Raw genomic sequence first — 14,556 nt, forward strand, 5'->3', positions numbered from 1 at the left:
GCAACTGCTCCTCACGACTCGAGGGACCGGCCTTACCGCCCTCGGCAACCCCGGCCCGGCCGCCCTCGAGGAACTGGGCCTTCCACCGCGACACCGACTGCTCCGAGACCTTGTTCCGCCGAGCGGCCTCGGCGATCGTCATCTCCCCGGACAGCACGCTCAGCACGATCCGGATCTTGTCCTCCACCGGGAACACCGGGGGACGGCTCATCGTCATACCTCCTGCTCAGGAACCTACATAACCCCTGAGCCACAAAGTCTGACGCGCGACACCAAGAACCAAGGAGTCCTCGTGTCCTCGACCCCCGAAGTGCTGTTCGTCTGCGTGCACAATGCGGGCCGATCCCAGATGGCCGCCGCGCTGCTGCACCACCGTGCCCAAGGTCGGGTCACCGTCCGTTCCGCCGGCTCGGCACCGGCCGAGACGATCAACCCGGCGGTGGTGCTCGCGATGGCCGAACTCGGCCTTGACCTCTCCCAGGAGTTCCCCAAGCCCCTGACGACCGAGGCGGTCGAGGCCGCCGACGTCGTGATCACGATGGGCTGCGGGGATGCCTGCCCGGTCTTCCCCGGCAAGCGCTACCTCGACTGGGAACTCGACGACCCCGCCGGGAAGTCGGTCGAGGAGGTCCGCGCCATCCGCGACGAGATCGACCGCCGCGTGACCAGCCTGCTCGCCGAACTGGCACCGGAGGCCGCGCGGTGACGAGCGAGATCCGCAACCTGATCATCGTCGGCTCCGGCCCGGCCGGATACACCGCCGCCGTGTATGCCGCTCGGGCCGAACTCGAACCGCTCGTGTTCGAGGGCACTCAGTTCGGTGGCGCGTTGATGACCACCACCGAGGTCGAGAACTACCCGGGCTTCCGTGACGGCATCATGGGTCCAGACCTCATGGAGCAGATGCGCAACCAAGCCCAGCGCTTCGGTGCCGAACTGAGAACCGAGGACGTCGAGAACATCGACCTCAGCGGCGAGACGAAAACGGTCCTCGCCAATGGCGTCGAGTACCGGGCCAAGGCCATCATCCTCGCGATGGGCGCCGCCGCCCGCTACGTCGGAGTGCCCGGCGAGGAACGACTGCTCGGGCGCGGCGTTTCTTCCTGCGCCACCTGTGACGGGTTCTTCTTCCGTGACCAGGACATCGCCGTCGTGGGTGGCGGGGACTCGGCGATGGAGGAAGCGACCTTCCTGACCCGCTTCGCCCGCTCGGTGACGATCATCCACCGCCGTGAGGAGTTCCGTGCCTCCAAGATCATGCTCGAACGCGCCCGCGCGAACGAGAAGATCAAGTGGCGCACCAACGCCGTCGTCACCGAGGTCGTCGGCGACACCGCGGTCACCGGGTTGAAGCTGCAGGACACAGTCACCGGTGCCGATTCCGAGCTTCCGGTCAGCGGCATGTTCGTCGCGATCGGGCATGACCCCCGCAGCGAACTGGTCCGCGACCAACTCGACGTCGACGACGAGAACTACGTCCTCGTACAACAGCCCACCACGCACACCGGAATCCCCGGCGTCTTCGCAGCGGGCGACCTGGTCGACAAGACCTACCGCCAGGCCATCACCGCGGCCGGCTCCGGCTGTGCGGCAGCCATCGACGCCGAACGCTGGCTCGCCGAAGAAGAAGCGACCAACGCTGCGCACATTGCGCCCGAGCACACAGGCGGCGGATACATCACCGAGGTCGGCGCCGCCGCGCGTTGACCTCCCGCCTCTCGTGGCCCTGATCCGGTCGGACCTTGATCCGTGCCGGGTCAGGGCCACGATTCGTCTATTCGGCTGTCGGTTTGCTGCCCTGCCAGCAATGAGGTTCCGCTGCTCGTGGATGACGTCGGTCGTTAGCGGACGGGCAGGAGCCGGGGGATGGCTCTGACGTAGATCACCATGCCGATGACCTCGACGAGGGTCTGGGTGACCACGACGACCGCGGCGATGGCGAGCCTGTCCGGCAGTGCCAGCGCCAGCGGAAGGACAACTAGGGAGTTGCGCGTCGCGCCGGTGAACACGATGGCGCGGCCGTCGGGTCTGTTCAGGCGGAATAGGCGGTTGACGGCGAGACCTACGAAGGCCATGACGAGCAGGAAGAGCACGTAGAAGGGGACCACCTGGGCAACCTTGCCCAGGTGGTTGCCCAGCTTCGGCACCTGGGAGGCGACAACGGTCAGCAGGGTCGCGGCCATGAGCGGCACCATCGCCGTGCCCATCGCGTCGGCGGCTTTCCGGCCGACCGAGCGGCGGGCGGCCCAGGCTTGGGTGAGCCAGGCCAGCGTCAGCGGAATGACGATCAGCACGAGGAACGCCTCGATGAACGGTCCGGGTTCGACGATGTCGGCCAGTTTCGAGCCCATGAACAGGTAGAGGTATCCCGGCAGGAGCACCATCTGGGCGAGCAGCAGCGGGGTGGCAGCCAGGAGCCGCTGACTGCTGCCGCCGGCCAGGGAACTGAACACGATCACGTAATCGACGCAGGGGGTGAGCAGCACCAACAGCACGCCCATCCGCACGGCTTGATCAGCAGGTAGGAAGGCAAACATCGCGGCGACGACCAGCGGCACGACGAGGAAGTTGACCACCAGCACGGCCGTAAGAAACCGGCCGGCCCGCAGCGAGCGACCCAGTTCGGCGACGGGCACCTGCAAGAACGTCACGTACAGCAGAGCCGCGAGCACTGGGTTGATCGCGTGTTCCAGGCCCGGCCCGACGGTTGGGAGGGTCAAGCCCACGAGCGCTCCGGTCGCCATCGCCGCCACGTAGACCGCGACCTGGTGGCGCTCCATCGCCGCGACCAGACCGTGTGCTTGCTCCGACACTGCGTTCTCTCCTGGCATATTCGGTCCTACCGGGGGGCCTGGACTGCATCTGGGTTCTGCTGTGTGTGAGCCCGCTGTCCTCCAGCCAGTCACAGCGTGCCGATGCGCCGCGCGATGGTCTCGACGTGGGGTGAGTGGGAATGCCGTGGCGATCAGGTAGCTGGGCCGAACAGTTCGGCCAGCAGGTCTGCCGCCTCGGCTGGCGCGCGGACCTCTAGGTGGAGGTCAGGGCCGTCGAGGTGGAGACGGAAGTCGAAGAAGGGGCAGCACTGCTGCTCGGCGACGGCTAGTTCGGCGATGCGCGCGATGCGTTCGGCGGGCAAGGTCATTCGGAGCCCGTCGGCGATTGGTGTGCGTGTAGCGCCGTCCAGGGCCGCGTGCCAGGTGGCGGCCCGTGCGGTCATGTCGTCTCCAGTGAGTGAGCAGGCTACGGGCGCGGTCTGCCATCGCTCGGTTTCCTGCTCGGGAGTACGCCGGTTGAAGGTGATCGCACCGCCTGTCGGCCCGGCGGGTCGGGGGCCGGTGAGGAACCCGCAGTGTGGATCGCATGGCTGGTCGCGGTCGGGCAGCGCGTCCAGGTGGTCCAGGGCGGCGTGCAGCGAGGCGGTGAAGACGGTCAGCTCGGCGACGCGCTGCTGAGCTTCGTCCAGACGCGCAGCGATCCGGGGCCGTAGATCAGCCTTGACCTCTTTGCAGGAGCCGGTCTCCCACACGGTGAGCATTTCGCTGATCTCCTCCAGCGGCAGCCCGAGGTGTTTGGCGGCGCCGATGAACGCCAGGCGTTCGACGGCGTCCTCGCCGTACAAGCGGTAGCCAGCCGGGGTCCTCTCGGCGGGCAACAGCCCTGCGCCTTCATAAAAACGCAGCGTGGTCGCCGGGACGCCGCAGCGCTCGGCGAGCTGAGAGATCCGCATCGTGCTCACGCTCTTGACGGTAAACCTTCAAGCCGACTCGAAGGTCAAGCGCGAGCGCTCGCCAGCCCCCTTCAGGCGATCGCGGCCCAAGGCGTTGGCCCGGCGCCTGCGGTCCGATAAGACCGCAGGCCAGGCGTCCGGTCGCGATCGGTTGATGGGCGTGACCCGGTCGGCTAGCTCCCTATTCCACCGCTGCCAGCGCCGCTCCGGGTTGGCGGTACTGGCGGATGTGGTGGGTGAGGGCGCGGGCTCGTGTTGAGCCGATGCTGAGCTTCCGGCGGAGAGTGTCGGCTGAGATCGGACGCTGGTGCAGGTTCCAGTGTTCGGCGTCGAGCCGGTATGCCTCCTCGCGCAGCGGATCATCATCCTCACCGTGCGGTACCTCTGAGCCAGCGTCGGCACTGTCGGCGCTGTGACCAGGCACGTTGTTCACCACTGTGCGCAGCGCTGGCACATCCTCAGCCTCGTCGGGAGCCTCCAGTGCCGGACTGTCCTTGCCCGAGTCCGCCGAATCCGGCTGCGCTGATCCGGCTTCGTCGGACTCGGGAACGGTCCCACTCGTCGTCTCCGCGCGGCGGCGCTTGAGTGCCTGGTTGAGGAGTTCGACTGACAGCAGCAGTGCCAGGGGTGGGCAGGCGGCTACGGCGATGGAGAAGGCGTTCAGCTCGGGTGCGGAGGCGATGTTGGCGCACAGCGACAACCCGATCCCGAGGGCAAACGAAAGCCACGCCTTCCACTGCCCGGTGGCGCAATGACGGTGACCAGCCTTCCACAGCTCGATAGTGGCCATCGTCAACAAGCCATCAACGATAAGCGGCCAGAGGGTGGCGGTGGTCTCGTCGGCGCCAAACCGCAGGGCGAACTCACGGCCGTGCCGATAGGAGACGTAGGCCGCCGCCACGGCCACCAGCAGCGTGCACGCGCACTGCAGACGTAGTGATCGATCGGGGGGAGGCTGGAATGTGGCTGGCTCGGTGCGCATCAGACCTCACCTGCCCGAGGCTGTCCCTGGGTGTCGCGCATCATGACGCCCCGTTCGTGGAGGCGTTGGCGGACGGTGCCGGCGGCGACGCCCATGCGGTCGCCGATCCGGGCCAGCGACCACCTCTGGTTGTAGAGCCGGACGGCGTCGTCGATCTGTTCCTCGGACAGGCCGCGGCGACGCATCGGGACACCGTGGCGATGCAGGATCGCGCTGACAGTGCGGCGCTCGATGCCGAACTGATCACCCAGCTCGTAGACGGTGGCGCCCGACTTGTAGCCCTCGATCAGTTGCTGCACCTGGTCGTCGGGGAGGCGCCGGGTGCGGCCGGGCTTTGCCCGCTTCGGTGTCGGTTGGGGCGGTGTAGCCAGGTCCGGCAGCTTCGTTCGCAGCGTTTCCAGGGCGCTGACCTGGGCCTTTGTGTTCGAGTAAGCTCCCCTAACCTCCACCCGAACAAGCCTGATGAACGAGGCCATCCGCGGTTCGCGGGTGGCCTTTTTCGTTCCTGGAGCCATCCGGTGCGATCTGCCGGCTGGGCGGCTCACTGATCATTCCGGCGCCACCCGAGCATCGACGTGGAAATCCAATTGACGTCCGTCGGGATGCGACGGTCGAATGACCGCGATGAGCACGACGCAGATGCACCCTGATCAGCTGTCCATCGACGAGGGGCTCGTCCAGCGCCTGATCGCCGCGCAGTTCCCGCAATGGGCGGACCTGTCCGTGGAGCGGGTTCCGTCCGGGGGCACGGTCAATGCTCTGTATCGGCTGGGCGACACCATGGTGGTGCGACTGCCGTTGGTGACGGATGCCGCGGCGGATCTGGCGCGGGAGCTGGAGTGGCTGCCGCGTCTTGCGCCCCACCTGCCCGTCACCATCCCGCACGTGCTGGCGGTCGGGGAACCGACCGACGACTATCCCGCGCAGTGGGCGGTGTACCGCTGGCTGGACGGAAAGAACCCCGACCCGGACGCGCTGAGCAAACCGGCACAGCTGGCCAGGGACCTGGGCGAGTTCGTCGTCGCCATGCGCAGTGTCACCCTGCCGGGCGCGCCGCGGGCCCACCGGGGCGGGCCACTCGCCTTGCTCGACGAAGAGACACGGTCGGCCATCGAGGAGCTTCGTGGTCTTCCAGAGGAAAGCATCGACTGCGATGCGGCGACCGCGGCCTGGGAGCAGGCGCTGCGCGCCCCGGAATGGGACGGCCCACCGGTGTGGCTGCACGCCGACCTGCTGCCGGCCAACGTGCTCATCGCCGACGGCCGGTTGACGGCCGTGATCGATTTCGGCACCACGGGGGCAGGCGACCCGGCCTGCGATCTCTTCCCGGCATGGACCCTGTTGCCCGCCGAGGCGCGGCAGACCTTTCGCCAGGTAGTGAACGTGGACGACGCCACCTGGACCAGAGGCCGCGGCCGGGCGCTCTCCCAAGCCTTGATCGCGCTGCCCTACTACCGCGTCACCAACCCGGCGATGGCGCACAACGCCCGTCACGTGATCCGAGCGGTGCTGGAAGAGCTCTGACAGCGCCCCGGACCGCCCACGACGGCGCCGACGACGAAGCCTTGCTGCCTCTGAAATTTCGCGCGGCTTGTGTGCGCATTTATTCGAGCCGAGGAAAAACGACAGGAAAGGCCCGACGAGGCCGGAACCCGAACACGGTGACCAGTCCGGCCACTCATCGGTCATACACAAAGTAGACGTCAGTCACCCTGAGTCGCCCATTGCGGTACTTCTCGGTGAGAGATCACCACAAAGCGCCGGAGGCCGGTAACTGTCGGCGGAAAAGCGGCGAATAAGTGGATGCGTCTCGATCCAGAGGAGAACCTGTTCCACGATGACCTATCCGCCGGGCCAGCACGGGCTGCCGCATCAGTCACACGGGCAGCCGAACCATCACCAATACGACCAGCAGAGCCAGCCACAGCAACCACCTGGATGGCAGCTACCACCTCCGCAGCAGCCACCCGGATGGCAGGCAGCACCCCCTCCGCCGCCGCAGCAATACGGATGGCAGCCCGCCCCACCACCAAGTCCGCAACCGGCCAACAAGGGCGGTAAAGCCGGAGGTGCCGTCGGCACGATCCTCGCCATCGTCGCGGCCGTCTGGCTCATCGGCCAAGCAGGCTCCGACTCCGACTCTTCATCGGCCGGCCCGGGCCAGGACACCGCCGCCGTCGACGAAGCATCCACGGACAGCTCCGGACCTGCTCCGAAAGGCAGCGCGGTCCGCGACGGCAAATTCGAGTTCACCGCACGCAAGGTCGACTGTGGCAAACGTCGAATCGGCTCCGAATACCTCGACAAGCGGGCACAGGGTCAGTTCTGTCTCGTGCATGTCAAGGTCGCCAACATCGGGTCGGAGCCACAGCTGTTCGACGACTCCAACCAGAAAGCTCTCGACGCTTCCGGTAACGAGTACGCCGCGGACACCGAAGCCGGGATCTACCTGGAGAATTCAGAAGCGTTTCTGAACGAGATCAACCCTGGGAACAGCGTGAACGGCATCCTGGTGTTCGACGTGCCAAAGGGCACGAAGCTGACTGCGATGGAGTTTCACGACTCGCCTTTCAGCGGCGGCGCGCAAGTATTGCTGCGCTAGCTGACCGGTATTCTGCGGAGATCCCGGAACCGGCCTTCGATCTGCGAACATCGCGAGTCGAGGGCCGGGCCTCTGCCCCGACGACCACGTCGTCTGAACGGCATCGCGCGTCGGCGAGGCGGCAGGATCTGGCGCCTCACCCCGGGAAACCCGGCTGGGCCCGGACACTCCCGCGCGTGAGAACTTTCAGCATCGTCGTGTCCCCGCGGCGAACGCCCTCTGACCGCGACCGGGTCAGAGGGCGTTCGTCGGGACGCTCAGCCGGCGTGCGAGTCCACCTTCGGCCGGGCGAACTTGCGCACCAGCCGCGCGATGAGCGGCCACAGCAAAATCGCCGCGATCACGCAATAGACCACGACGGAGAACGTGGTGTTCACCAGCCCACCGAGGTCACCGCCGGACAACTGCAACGCCCGCCGCAACTGGTTCTCCACGCTCGGGCCGAGGATCACCGCGATGATCGCGGGCAGCACCGGCAGCCCGAACCGGCGCATCATCAACCCGATCAGGCCGATGACCAGCAGCATCACCAGGTCCACCACGTCCGAGCTCACCGCGTAGGCACCCACACTGGCGAAGAACAGGATCCCGGCGTACAGGTACGGCCGCGGGATCCGCAGCAGCCTGGCCCACAGCGGCGCCAACGGCAGGTTCAGCAGCAGCAACAGCGTCAGCCCGATGAACAGGCTGGCGATCAACGCCCACACCAGCTCCGACTCCCGCTCGAACAACAGCGGACCGGGCTGGATGCCGTACTGCTGGAACGCGGCCAGCATCACCGCGGCCACCGCCGTGGTCGGCAGGCCGAGCGTGAGCATCGCGGTCAGTGTGCCCGCCGCCGACGCGCTGGCCGTCGACTCCGGGCCCGCCACACCTTCGATCGCGCCCTTGCCGAACTCGTCCTTGCGCCGCGACAGCCGCTTCTCCGTCACATACGACAGGAAGGTCGGGATCTCCGCCCCACCCGCGGGCACCGCACCGAACGGGAACCCGATCACCGGACCGCGCAGCCACGGTTTCCACGAGCGCCGCACGTCGTCCCGGTTCAGCCACGGCCGCCCCACCGGGATCGGCTTGCCCGCGGTGCGCCGCAGATTCGCGGCGACCCACAGCGCCTCCCCCACGGCGAACAACCCGACGGCCACGACCACGACGTCGATGCCGTCGACCAGATGCAGCGACCCGAACGTCAGGCGCTGCTGCCCGGTGACCGGGTCGAGCCCGATCAATCCGATCGTCAGCCCGATGGCCAGCGAGGCGAACCCGCGCACCCGGGACTTGCCCAGCACCGACGTCACGGCGATGAACGCCAGCAGCATCACCGCGACGAAGTCCGGCGCGCCGATGTTCACCGCGAAGTCGGCGACCAACGGCGCCAGCGCGACCAGCAAAATCGTTCCGACCATGCCGCCGACGAAATGTCCGATGGCCGCCGTGGCCAGCGCCTGCGCGCCGCGGCCTTTCTTCGCCATCGGATGGCCTTCGATGGCCGTCACCACCGCGGCCGTCTCCCCCGGCGTGTTCAACAGGATCGACGTGGTCGAACCGCCGAACATGCCGCCGTAGTAGATGCCGGCGAACATGATGAACGCGCCGGTCGCCTCGATGCTGTAGGTGATCGGCAGCAGCAGCGCCACCGCCATAGCGGGCCCGATGCCGGGCAGCACCCCGATCGCCGTGCCGAGCAGCACGCCCAGCGCGGCCAGCAGCAGGTGCTCGACAGTCAGCGCGGTGGCGAATCCGTCGAGCAGGTTGCTGAGCACGTCCACTCAGATCACCCCGTCCAGCGGCCCGAGCGGCAGCGGAACGCCCAGCGAGTAGGCGAACAGCAGGTAGGTCAGCACCGTGACGGCGACCGCGATCAGGCCGTCACGCAGGTACCGGCGGCTACCCAGCGCGTAGACCGAACCCCAGAAGAGCACGGTCCCGGACACCAGGAAACCCGCCGTGTCGATCAGCACGATGTTCGCGGCGAACGCGGCGGCCAGCAGCAACACCGTGCGCCACTCCGGTGGGACCGACAGGTCGATGTCCTCACCGGACTCGGCCTCTCCGCGGCCACCCCGCAGCACGTCGACGGCCAGCAACCCGGCGGTCACCAGCAGCAGTCCGCCCACGATGTAGGGCACGACGTCCGGCCCGATCGGCCCGAACTGCCCGATCGCCGGGGGCAGGCTCGCCGCTTCGACGATGACCAGGACGCCCAGCACCGCCAGGAATCCTGCGACCCCCAGCTCCGACTTCCCGGCCAGCCGTCCGGTCAGGTTCCGCGTACTCATGACGACGACAGCCCCAGATCGCTCAGCACCGTCTCGACCTGCTCGTTCTGTTCCTTCAGGAACGCGCCGAACTGCTCACCGATCTGGAACGCGTCGGTCCAGCCGTTGTTCTCCAGCGCCTGCTTCCACTCCTTCGAGTCGTGCATGCGCTGCACGGTGTCGATCAGCTTCTTGCGGTCGGAGTCGCTGATCCCCGGAGGCGCCACGATCCCGCGCCAGTTGGTGAACTGGACGTCCAGCCCCGCCTCCTTCAGCGTCGGCGCGTCGATGCCCTCGACTCGCTGGTCGCTGGTCACCGCCAGCACCCGCAGCTGACCGGCGTCGATCTGGTCGCGCCATTCGCTGACGCCGGACACACCGAAGGCGAGCTTGTCACCGAGGATGGCCGCGAGCAGGTCACCACCGCCGTCGTAGGAGACGAAGTTGACCTTCTTCGGCTGGACGCCAGCTCCCTTGGCGGTCAGCATGGCCGCCAGGTGGTCCGGCCCACCGCGCGACGAGCCACCGCCGACGGCCAGGCCGGCGGGATCGGCCTTCCAGTCCGCCAACAGCTGCTCGATGTTCTTGTACTTCGACTTGGCCGACACCGCGATGATGTCCGGCTCCTCGATGAGCTTGGCGATCGGCGTGGTGTCCTGCAGCGTGGCGGGCGACTTGTTGGTGAAGACGCTGCCGACCACGCCAAGCCCCATGGACATCAGCAGCTTGCCGTTGCCCTTCTCGCCGACCAGCCTGCCGAGACCGACCGTGCCACCCGCGCCGGGCAGGTTGAACACCTCGACGTTGCGCGCCAGCCCGGACTCCTCGAGCACCTTCGCGGCCGTGCGTGCGGTGATGTCGTACCCACCGCCGGGCGAGTTGGGCACCATGATCCGCATACCGGAGAGCTTGTCGCCGGACCCGGCGTTCGCTCCGCACCCGGCAAGCAGGAGCAGCGCCACGATCACGGCAGCCGCGCTGCGTACCTTGCCGCGCACCTTCATGTCATCCCTGCCTTTCGTCAGACTGCCTGGCATGGTGGGGGCTGACGCGATGTGTCGTCTGCGTTACGTCCGCTGCGGTCGTTGTGGTCGTTTTGTTCACAGCGCACTGTCTTCCGGGCTCGTTCCCGGCACGCCACACTGAAACATCCCCCTGATCGGCCAGGAGGTGCACGCGGGTGGGCAAGAAAGGCTCGCTCGGCCGAAAGGTGCTGGCGCTGCAGCTGCTCATCGTGCTCGGGCTGCTCGCGGCGGTGGTGGCGGTCAGCGTCGCGCAGTCGCGGGACACGTTCCGCCGGACCGAGGGCCGGAAACTGCTGAGCATCGCAGAAAGCGTGGCCGCCAACGCCTCCGTCGGGCAGACGTTGAGCGCTCCGGCGGCGGCGCAGGACGTCGCGCCGTTCGCGGAGAACGCGCGGGCGTTGTCCGGGGTGAGCGCGGTGGTCATCGCCGACCGCGACGGACGTGTGCTGACGTCCCCGGACCCTGACGCGGTGGGCCGCCCGCTCCCCCGCGGCGAGTCGACGGTGTTCGACGGCCGCGCGTGGGTCGGGGAGATCGACGGCGACATCGTCGCGCACGTCCCGGTGATCAACGACGATCAGCAGCTCGTCGGGTACGTGGCCGCCCACCAGGCGCAGCCTTCGGTGTGGCAGGCGATCACCGAGTCGCCCGCGGAGATGCTGGCCATGCTGGGGATCGCCACCGGCTTGGGTGCGGCCGCGTCGGTGTGGCTGGCGTGGTGGGTGAAGAAGCAGACGCTCGGCCTCGAGCCGGTGGAGATCGTCGGACTGGTCGAGCACCGTGAGGCGATGCTGCACGGCATCAAGGAGGGCGTGGTCGGCCTGGATCAGCAGCACCGGGTGACGTTGCTCAACGACCAGGCGGCCAAGCTGCTGTCGCTGACGTCCGAGGCGGTCGGCAGGCGGGTCGACGAACTGGGACTCAACGAACGGCTGGTCGACGTGCTCACCGGTCGCGCGGAAGGCGCCAACCAGATCGGTTTGCGGCGCGGGCGCGTGCTGGTCATGAACCGGATGCCGATCACCAGGGACGGCACGCAAATCGGCTCGGTGGTGACGTTGCGCGATCACACCGAGCTCGAGCAACTGCGCGATCAGCTCGACGCCACCCGCACCACGACGGAGACCCTGCGGGCGCAGGCGCACGAGTTCAGCAACACGCTGCACACCATCGCCGGGCTGATCGAACTGGGCGAGTACGACGACGTGAAACGGTTCGTGACGCGGGTGTCCGACGCGCGCGGGCAGCTGCAGTCCGAAGTCACCGGCAAGATACGCAACTCCGCGGTCGCCGCGTTGCTGGTCGCCAAGGCGAGCCAGGCGGCCGAGCACAACGTGGCACTCCGGCTTACCCCGGACAGTCGGCTGGACGAGGTCGACGAGCACCTCACCGCCGACCTGGTCACCGTGCTGGGCAATCTGATCGACAACGCGTTGGAGGTGCTGCGCGGACAGGCCGCCGCGGACCAGAGCATCGAGGTCGACCTCCGCACGGTCGCCGACGAGGTGGTGGTGACGGTGCGCGACAACGGTCCGGGCGTGGCGCCGGAGATCGCGCAGGAGGTGTTCCGGCACGGGTTCACCACCAACGTGGCCGAGCAGGACGGACAGCGTGGGCTCGGGTTGGCCATCACCCGGCAGACGTGCGTCCGCCGCGGCGGAAGGGTCGACGTCACCAACGCCGACGGGGCGGTGTTCACCGCCCAGCTCCCGATCCGCCCGGAGGTGCCGGCGTGATCGACGTGCTGGTGGTCGACGACGACTTCATGGTGGCCAAGGTGCACAGCGGCTACGTGCAGAAGACGCCTGGGTTCCGGGTGGTGGGGATGGCGCACACGGGCGCGGACGCCCTTCGTCAAGTGCGTTCGCTGCGGCCCGACCTGGTGCTGCTGGACATCTACCTGCCGGACATCGACGGCGTCAACGTGCTGCGCAACATCCGGGCCGACCCGTACCACGAGATCGACGTCATCGTGATCAGCGCGGCGACCGACGTCGAGACAGTCCGGCAAGCCATGCGCGGTGGCGTGCTGCACTACTTGATCAAGCCGTTCAACTACGGCGCTCTGTACGACCAGTTGCAGCACTTCGCGGCCATGCGGGCCAAGCTGGGCACGATGTCCGAAGCCACGCAGGCCGACGTCGACAAGGTGTTCGGCACCCGCCCGCCGGTCACCGCGAACCTGCCCAAGGGGTTCAGCGCCGAGACGTCCACGGTGGTCGAGCGCACGCTGCGGGAAGCGGACACCGACCTGTCCGCCACCGAGTGCGCCGAACGCACCGCGCTGTCACGGGTCAGCGCGCGGCGCTACCTGGAGCATTTCGTGGCCACCGGGCGCGCCGAGGTGCGGCTGCGGTACGGCGGCAGCGGACGCCCGGAGCGGCGCTACCGCTGGACCGGCTAGCCCAGGAAATACGTAGCGCGCTGTATGTCGCGCTGGCTACGTACCGGCGGAGGATGGCCTTATGCCGGAGGGGAGTCAGCGATGACGGCGCAACGCAGCGAAGCCACCGACGTGCTCGTTCCATTGACCAAGGCGACCGACCCTGACGTGGTCGGCACCAAGGCCGCAACACTGGCCGCGCTCAAGGCGGCCGGATTGCCGGTGCCGGACGGTGTGGTCATTCCGGCCGGGAGCGACGACGTTTCCACCAGCGCCCTGACCGAGGCGATCGGCCGTTGGGGGAACGTGCCGGTCGCGGTGCGTTCGTCCGGGGTCGCCGAGGACCTTCCTGATGCCTCCTACGCAGGCATGTACACGACCGTTTTGAACGTGCGGGGCGAGTCCGCACTGCACGCGGCGGTGGCCAAATGCCGGTCCTCGGCCAGCGCCCCCGGTGTGCTGTCGTATTCGGGCGATGTCGAGCCCGCGGGTGTGGCGGTGCTGATCCAGCCGATGGTGGACGCGGCAGCCGCCGGGGTGGCGTTCACCGCCGACCCGGTGAGTGGGGACCGCGACGTGGTGGTCATCGACGCGGTTCGCGGTCTGGGAGATCAGCTGGTGTCCGGCGCGGTCACGCCCGAGCGTTGGGAGGTCCGCACCCGGGCCGGCCGGAGGACGCCGGACGCCGACCAGGTGATCGACGCAGGTACCGCGGACGAGATCGCCGGCTTGGCGCGGCGCATCGCGGACGTGCAGGGCGGCCCGCAAGACGTGGAGTGGGCCCTGACCGCCGACGGCGAGCTGGTCGTCCTGCAGGCGCGGCCGATCACCTCGCTCGCCGACGAGGGCATCCCGGTGCCGATCGAGGTGCCGGAAGGCCGCTGGATCCACGAGGCCAGCCACGCTCCGTTGTCCGGCGTGCCCGTCGCGGTCGTGACCCTCGCGGCCGAAGCGTGGCAGGCGGCGGGAATGTCCCCGGAAGCGCTGACGATCGCGGACACGCCGGCGGCCATGGGGCCGGCCGCGCCCTACCCGGCGGCGATGGCGGACCGGATTCGTGGATCGGTCGAGTCCGACCCGACGCTCCTGCGAGCCGCCGCGGACAGGTTGCTCGAGCTGGGGTTCATCTACGAGGCTGCCGTCGCCTGTGTCGATCTCGCCGAACTGGATGCGACGCAGCCCGGCGAGATCGAGGACAGCCTGCGCGTCTTCGAACGGCTCGGGGCACAGCCTCAGGTCAACCGCGCCCGTAGACTGCTGCGTCGGCGTGGTCAGCGAGTGCCCGGCACCGCCAGGCAGCGTGGGACGCGGCCGCTCAGCGCGCGGGAAGAAGAGGTGGCGAGGTTGGCCGCGGCCGGGTTGTCCAATTCGGAGATCGCGCAGAAGCTCTACCTGAGCCCGCGCACGATCACCACGCACCTGCACAACATTTATCGACGGCTCGGGCTGACGTCGCGCATCGCGTTGGTTCGTTTTGTGCTGGAGGAATTGCCACCGGAAGGGGCGTAGTCCCGCAGGCGCTCCATGATCGCCGGGCAGTCCGACTTCTGCTGGTCGGTTAGGGCTTTTTGCGCAGACC

Annotated in this window: 15 protein-coding genes; 7 read left to right on the forward strand and 8 right to left on the reverse strand. The window is 68.1% G+C overall.

The features are described 5' to 3' along the window. Window positions 1-211, reverse strand: a 211-nt coding sequence (locus tag YWM_RS0110795) for a helix-turn-helix domain-containing protein (protein ID WP_052344807.1), incomplete at its 3' end; no start/stop codon positions are given. An 81-nt stretch (window positions 212-292) separates the two neighbouring features. Here YWM_RS0110795 and YWM_RS0110800 point away from each other — a divergent pair. After that, on the forward strand, window positions 293-706 hold the full coding sequence (locus YWM_RS0110800) for an arsenate reductase ArsC (RefSeq protein ID WP_028850737.1): 414 nt from the start codon (window positions 293-295) through the stop codon (window positions 704-706). Next, the gene (gene trxB, locus YWM_RS0110805) at window positions 703-1,707 is read left to right on the forward strand and encodes a thioredoxin-disulfide reductase (protein ID WP_028850738.1); all 1,005 of its coding nucleotides are present in this window, start codon (window positions 703-705) and stop codon (window positions 1,705-1,707) included. Before YWM_RS0110800 ends, trxB begins: the two co-directional genes overlap by 4 nt. Window positions 1,708-1,841: 134 nt before the next feature. On the opposite strand, the gene YWM_RS0110810 is transcribed toward trxB, so the two are convergent. The 4 genes from YWM_RS0110810 to YWM_RS0110825 all read right to left on the reverse strand — a co-directional run bounded on the left by YWM_RS0110810 (window position 1,842) and on the right by YWM_RS0110825 (window position 5,185). Next, complete coding sequence (locus tag YWM_RS0110810) at window positions 1,842-2,780, reverse strand: arsenic resistance protein (RefSeq protein WP_211232484.1); 939 nt, start codon at window positions 2,778-2,780, stop codon at window positions 1,842-1,844. Between the two features lie 185 nt (window positions 2,781-2,965). Further along, on the reverse strand, window positions 2,966-3,727 hold the full coding sequence (locus tag YWM_RS0110815) for a MerR family transcriptional regulator (RefSeq protein ID WP_043660677.1): 762 nt from the start codon (window positions 3,725-3,727) through the stop codon (window positions 2,966-2,968). A gap of 181 nt (window positions 3,728-3,908) precedes the next feature. Then, window positions 3,909-4,709, reverse strand: coding sequence for a DUF2637 domain-containing protein (locus tag YWM_RS0110820; RefSeq protein ID WP_028850741.1), 801 nt, complete (start codon window positions 4,707-4,709; stop codon window positions 3,909-3,911). Next, window positions 4,709-5,185 carry a helix-turn-helix domain-containing protein gene (locus YWM_RS0110825; RefSeq protein WP_245566002.1) on the reverse strand — a complete coding sequence of 159 codons (477 nt, stop codon included), beginning with the start codon at window positions 5,183-5,185 and terminating at the stop codon, window positions 4,709-4,711. Before YWM_RS0110825 ends, YWM_RS0110820 begins: the two co-directional genes overlap by 1 nt. A 148-nt stretch (window positions 5,186-5,333) precedes the next feature. Between YWM_RS0110825 and YWM_RS0110830 the strand changes: the two genes are divergently transcribed. Together YWM_RS0110830 and YWM_RS23145 are read left to right on the forward strand one after the other, a co-directional pair. Beyond that, window positions 5,334-6,233: an aminoglycoside phosphotransferase family protein gene (locus tag YWM_RS0110830; RefSeq protein ID WP_028850743.1), complete on the forward strand. Its 900-nt coding sequence runs from the start codon at window positions 5,334-5,336 to the stop codon at window positions 6,231-6,233. 313 nt (window positions 6,234-6,546) lie between these two features. Continuing rightward, window positions 6,547-7,311, forward strand: a complete 765-nt coding sequence (locus YWM_RS23145) for a DUF4352 domain-containing protein (protein WP_084612322.1) — start codon at window positions 6,547-6,549, stop codon at window positions 7,309-7,311. A 257-nt stretch (window positions 7,312-7,568) separates the two neighbouring features. Here the strand turns inward: YWM_RS23145 and YWM_RS0110840 are convergent, their stop codons facing one another. Genes YWM_RS0110840 through YWM_RS0110850 form a run of 3 tightly spaced genes read right to left on the reverse strand, consistent with a single transcriptional unit; the run spans window position 7,569 to window position 10,573 of the window. Then, window positions 7,569-9,074: a tripartite tricarboxylate transporter permease gene (locus tag YWM_RS0110840; protein ID WP_425426541.1), complete on the reverse strand. Its 1,506-nt coding sequence runs from the start codon at window positions 9,072-9,074 to the stop codon at window positions 7,569-7,571. Window positions 9,075-9,080: 6 nt separating this feature from the next. Continuing rightward, window positions 9,081-9,590, reverse strand: a complete 510-nt coding sequence (locus YWM_RS0110845; protein ID WP_028850745.1) for a tripartite tricarboxylate transporter TctB family protein — start codon at window positions 9,588-9,590, stop codon at window positions 9,081-9,083. Beyond that, window positions 9,587-10,573 (reverse strand): Bug family tripartite tricarboxylate transporter substrate binding protein, encoded by a 987-nt coding sequence (locus YWM_RS0110850; RefSeq protein ID WP_028850746.1) that lies wholly within the window; start codon window positions 10,571-10,573, stop codon window positions 9,587-9,589. Before YWM_RS0110850 ends, YWM_RS0110845 begins: the two co-directional genes overlap by 4 nt. Before the next feature lie 176 nt (window positions 10,574-10,749). Between YWM_RS0110850 and YWM_RS0110855 the strand changes: the two genes are divergently transcribed. From YWM_RS0110855 to YWM_RS25195, 3 genes are all read left to right on the forward strand, one after another. Then, a complete protein-coding gene (locus YWM_RS0110855; protein ID WP_028850747.1) occupies window positions 10,750-12,330 on the forward strand; it encodes a sensor histidine kinase in 1,581 nt (526 codons plus the stop codon). Next, complete coding sequence (locus YWM_RS0110860; RefSeq protein ID WP_028850748.1) at window positions 12,327-12,998, forward strand: response regulator; 672 nt, start codon at window positions 12,327-12,329, stop codon at window positions 12,996-12,998. Before YWM_RS0110855 ends, YWM_RS0110860 begins: the two co-directional genes overlap by 4 nt. An 81-nt stretch (window positions 12,999-13,079) precedes the next feature. Beyond that, window positions 13,080-14,486, forward strand: coding sequence for a helix-turn-helix domain-containing protein (locus tag YWM_RS25195; protein WP_028850749.1), 1,407 nt, complete (start codon window positions 13,080-13,082; stop codon window positions 14,484-14,486). The last annotated feature ends 70 nt before the right edge of the window (window positions 14,487-14,556 follow it).

Source organism: Thermocrispum municipale DSM 44069 (genome assembly GCF_000427825.1).
Classification (GTDB): domain Bacteria; phylum Actinomycetota; class Actinomycetes; order Mycobacteriales; family Pseudonocardiaceae; genus Thermocrispum; species Thermocrispum municipale.

What these genes read in the sequence shown, in the direction of transcription:
- YWM_RS0110810 (WP_211232484.1), bottom strand. Translation starts at nt 2,780, where the DNA reads ATGGAGCGCCACCAGGTCGCGGTCTACGTGGCGGCGATGGCGACCGGA.
- YWM_RS0110815 (WP_043660677.1), bottom strand. Translation starts at nt 3,727, where the DNA reads ATGCGGATCTCTCAGCTCGCCGAGCGCTGCGGCGTCCCGGCGACCACG.
- YWM_RS0110820 (WP_028850741.1), bottom strand. Translation starts at nt 4,709, where the DNA reads ATGCGCACCGAGCCAGCCACATTCCAGCCTCCCCCCGATCGATCACTA.
- YWM_RS0110825 (WP_245566002.1), bottom strand. Translation starts at nt 5,185, where the DNA reads ATGGCCTCGTTCATCAGGCTTGTTCGGGTGGAGGTTAGGGGAGCTTAC.
- YWM_RS0110830 (WP_028850743.1), top strand. Translation starts at nt 5,334, where the DNA reads ATGAGCACGACGCAGATGCACCCTGATCAGCTGTCCATCGACGAGGGG.
- YWM_RS23145 (WP_084612322.1), top strand. Translation starts at nt 6,547, where the DNA reads ATGACCTATCCGCCGGGCCAGCACGGGCTGCCGCATCAGTCACACGGG.
- YWM_RS0110845 (WP_028850745.1), bottom strand. Translation starts at nt 9,590, where the DNA reads ATGAGTACGCGGAACCTGACCGGACGGCTGGCCGGGAAGTCGGAGCTG.
- YWM_RS0110850 (WP_028850746.1), bottom strand. Translation starts at nt 10,573, where the DNA reads ATGAAGGTGCGCGGCAAGGTACGCAGCGCGGCTGCCGTGATCGTGGCG.
- YWM_RS25195 (WP_028850749.1), top strand. Translation starts at nt 13,080, where the DNA reads ATGACGGCGCAACGCAGCGAAGCCACCGACGTGCTCGTTCCATTGACC.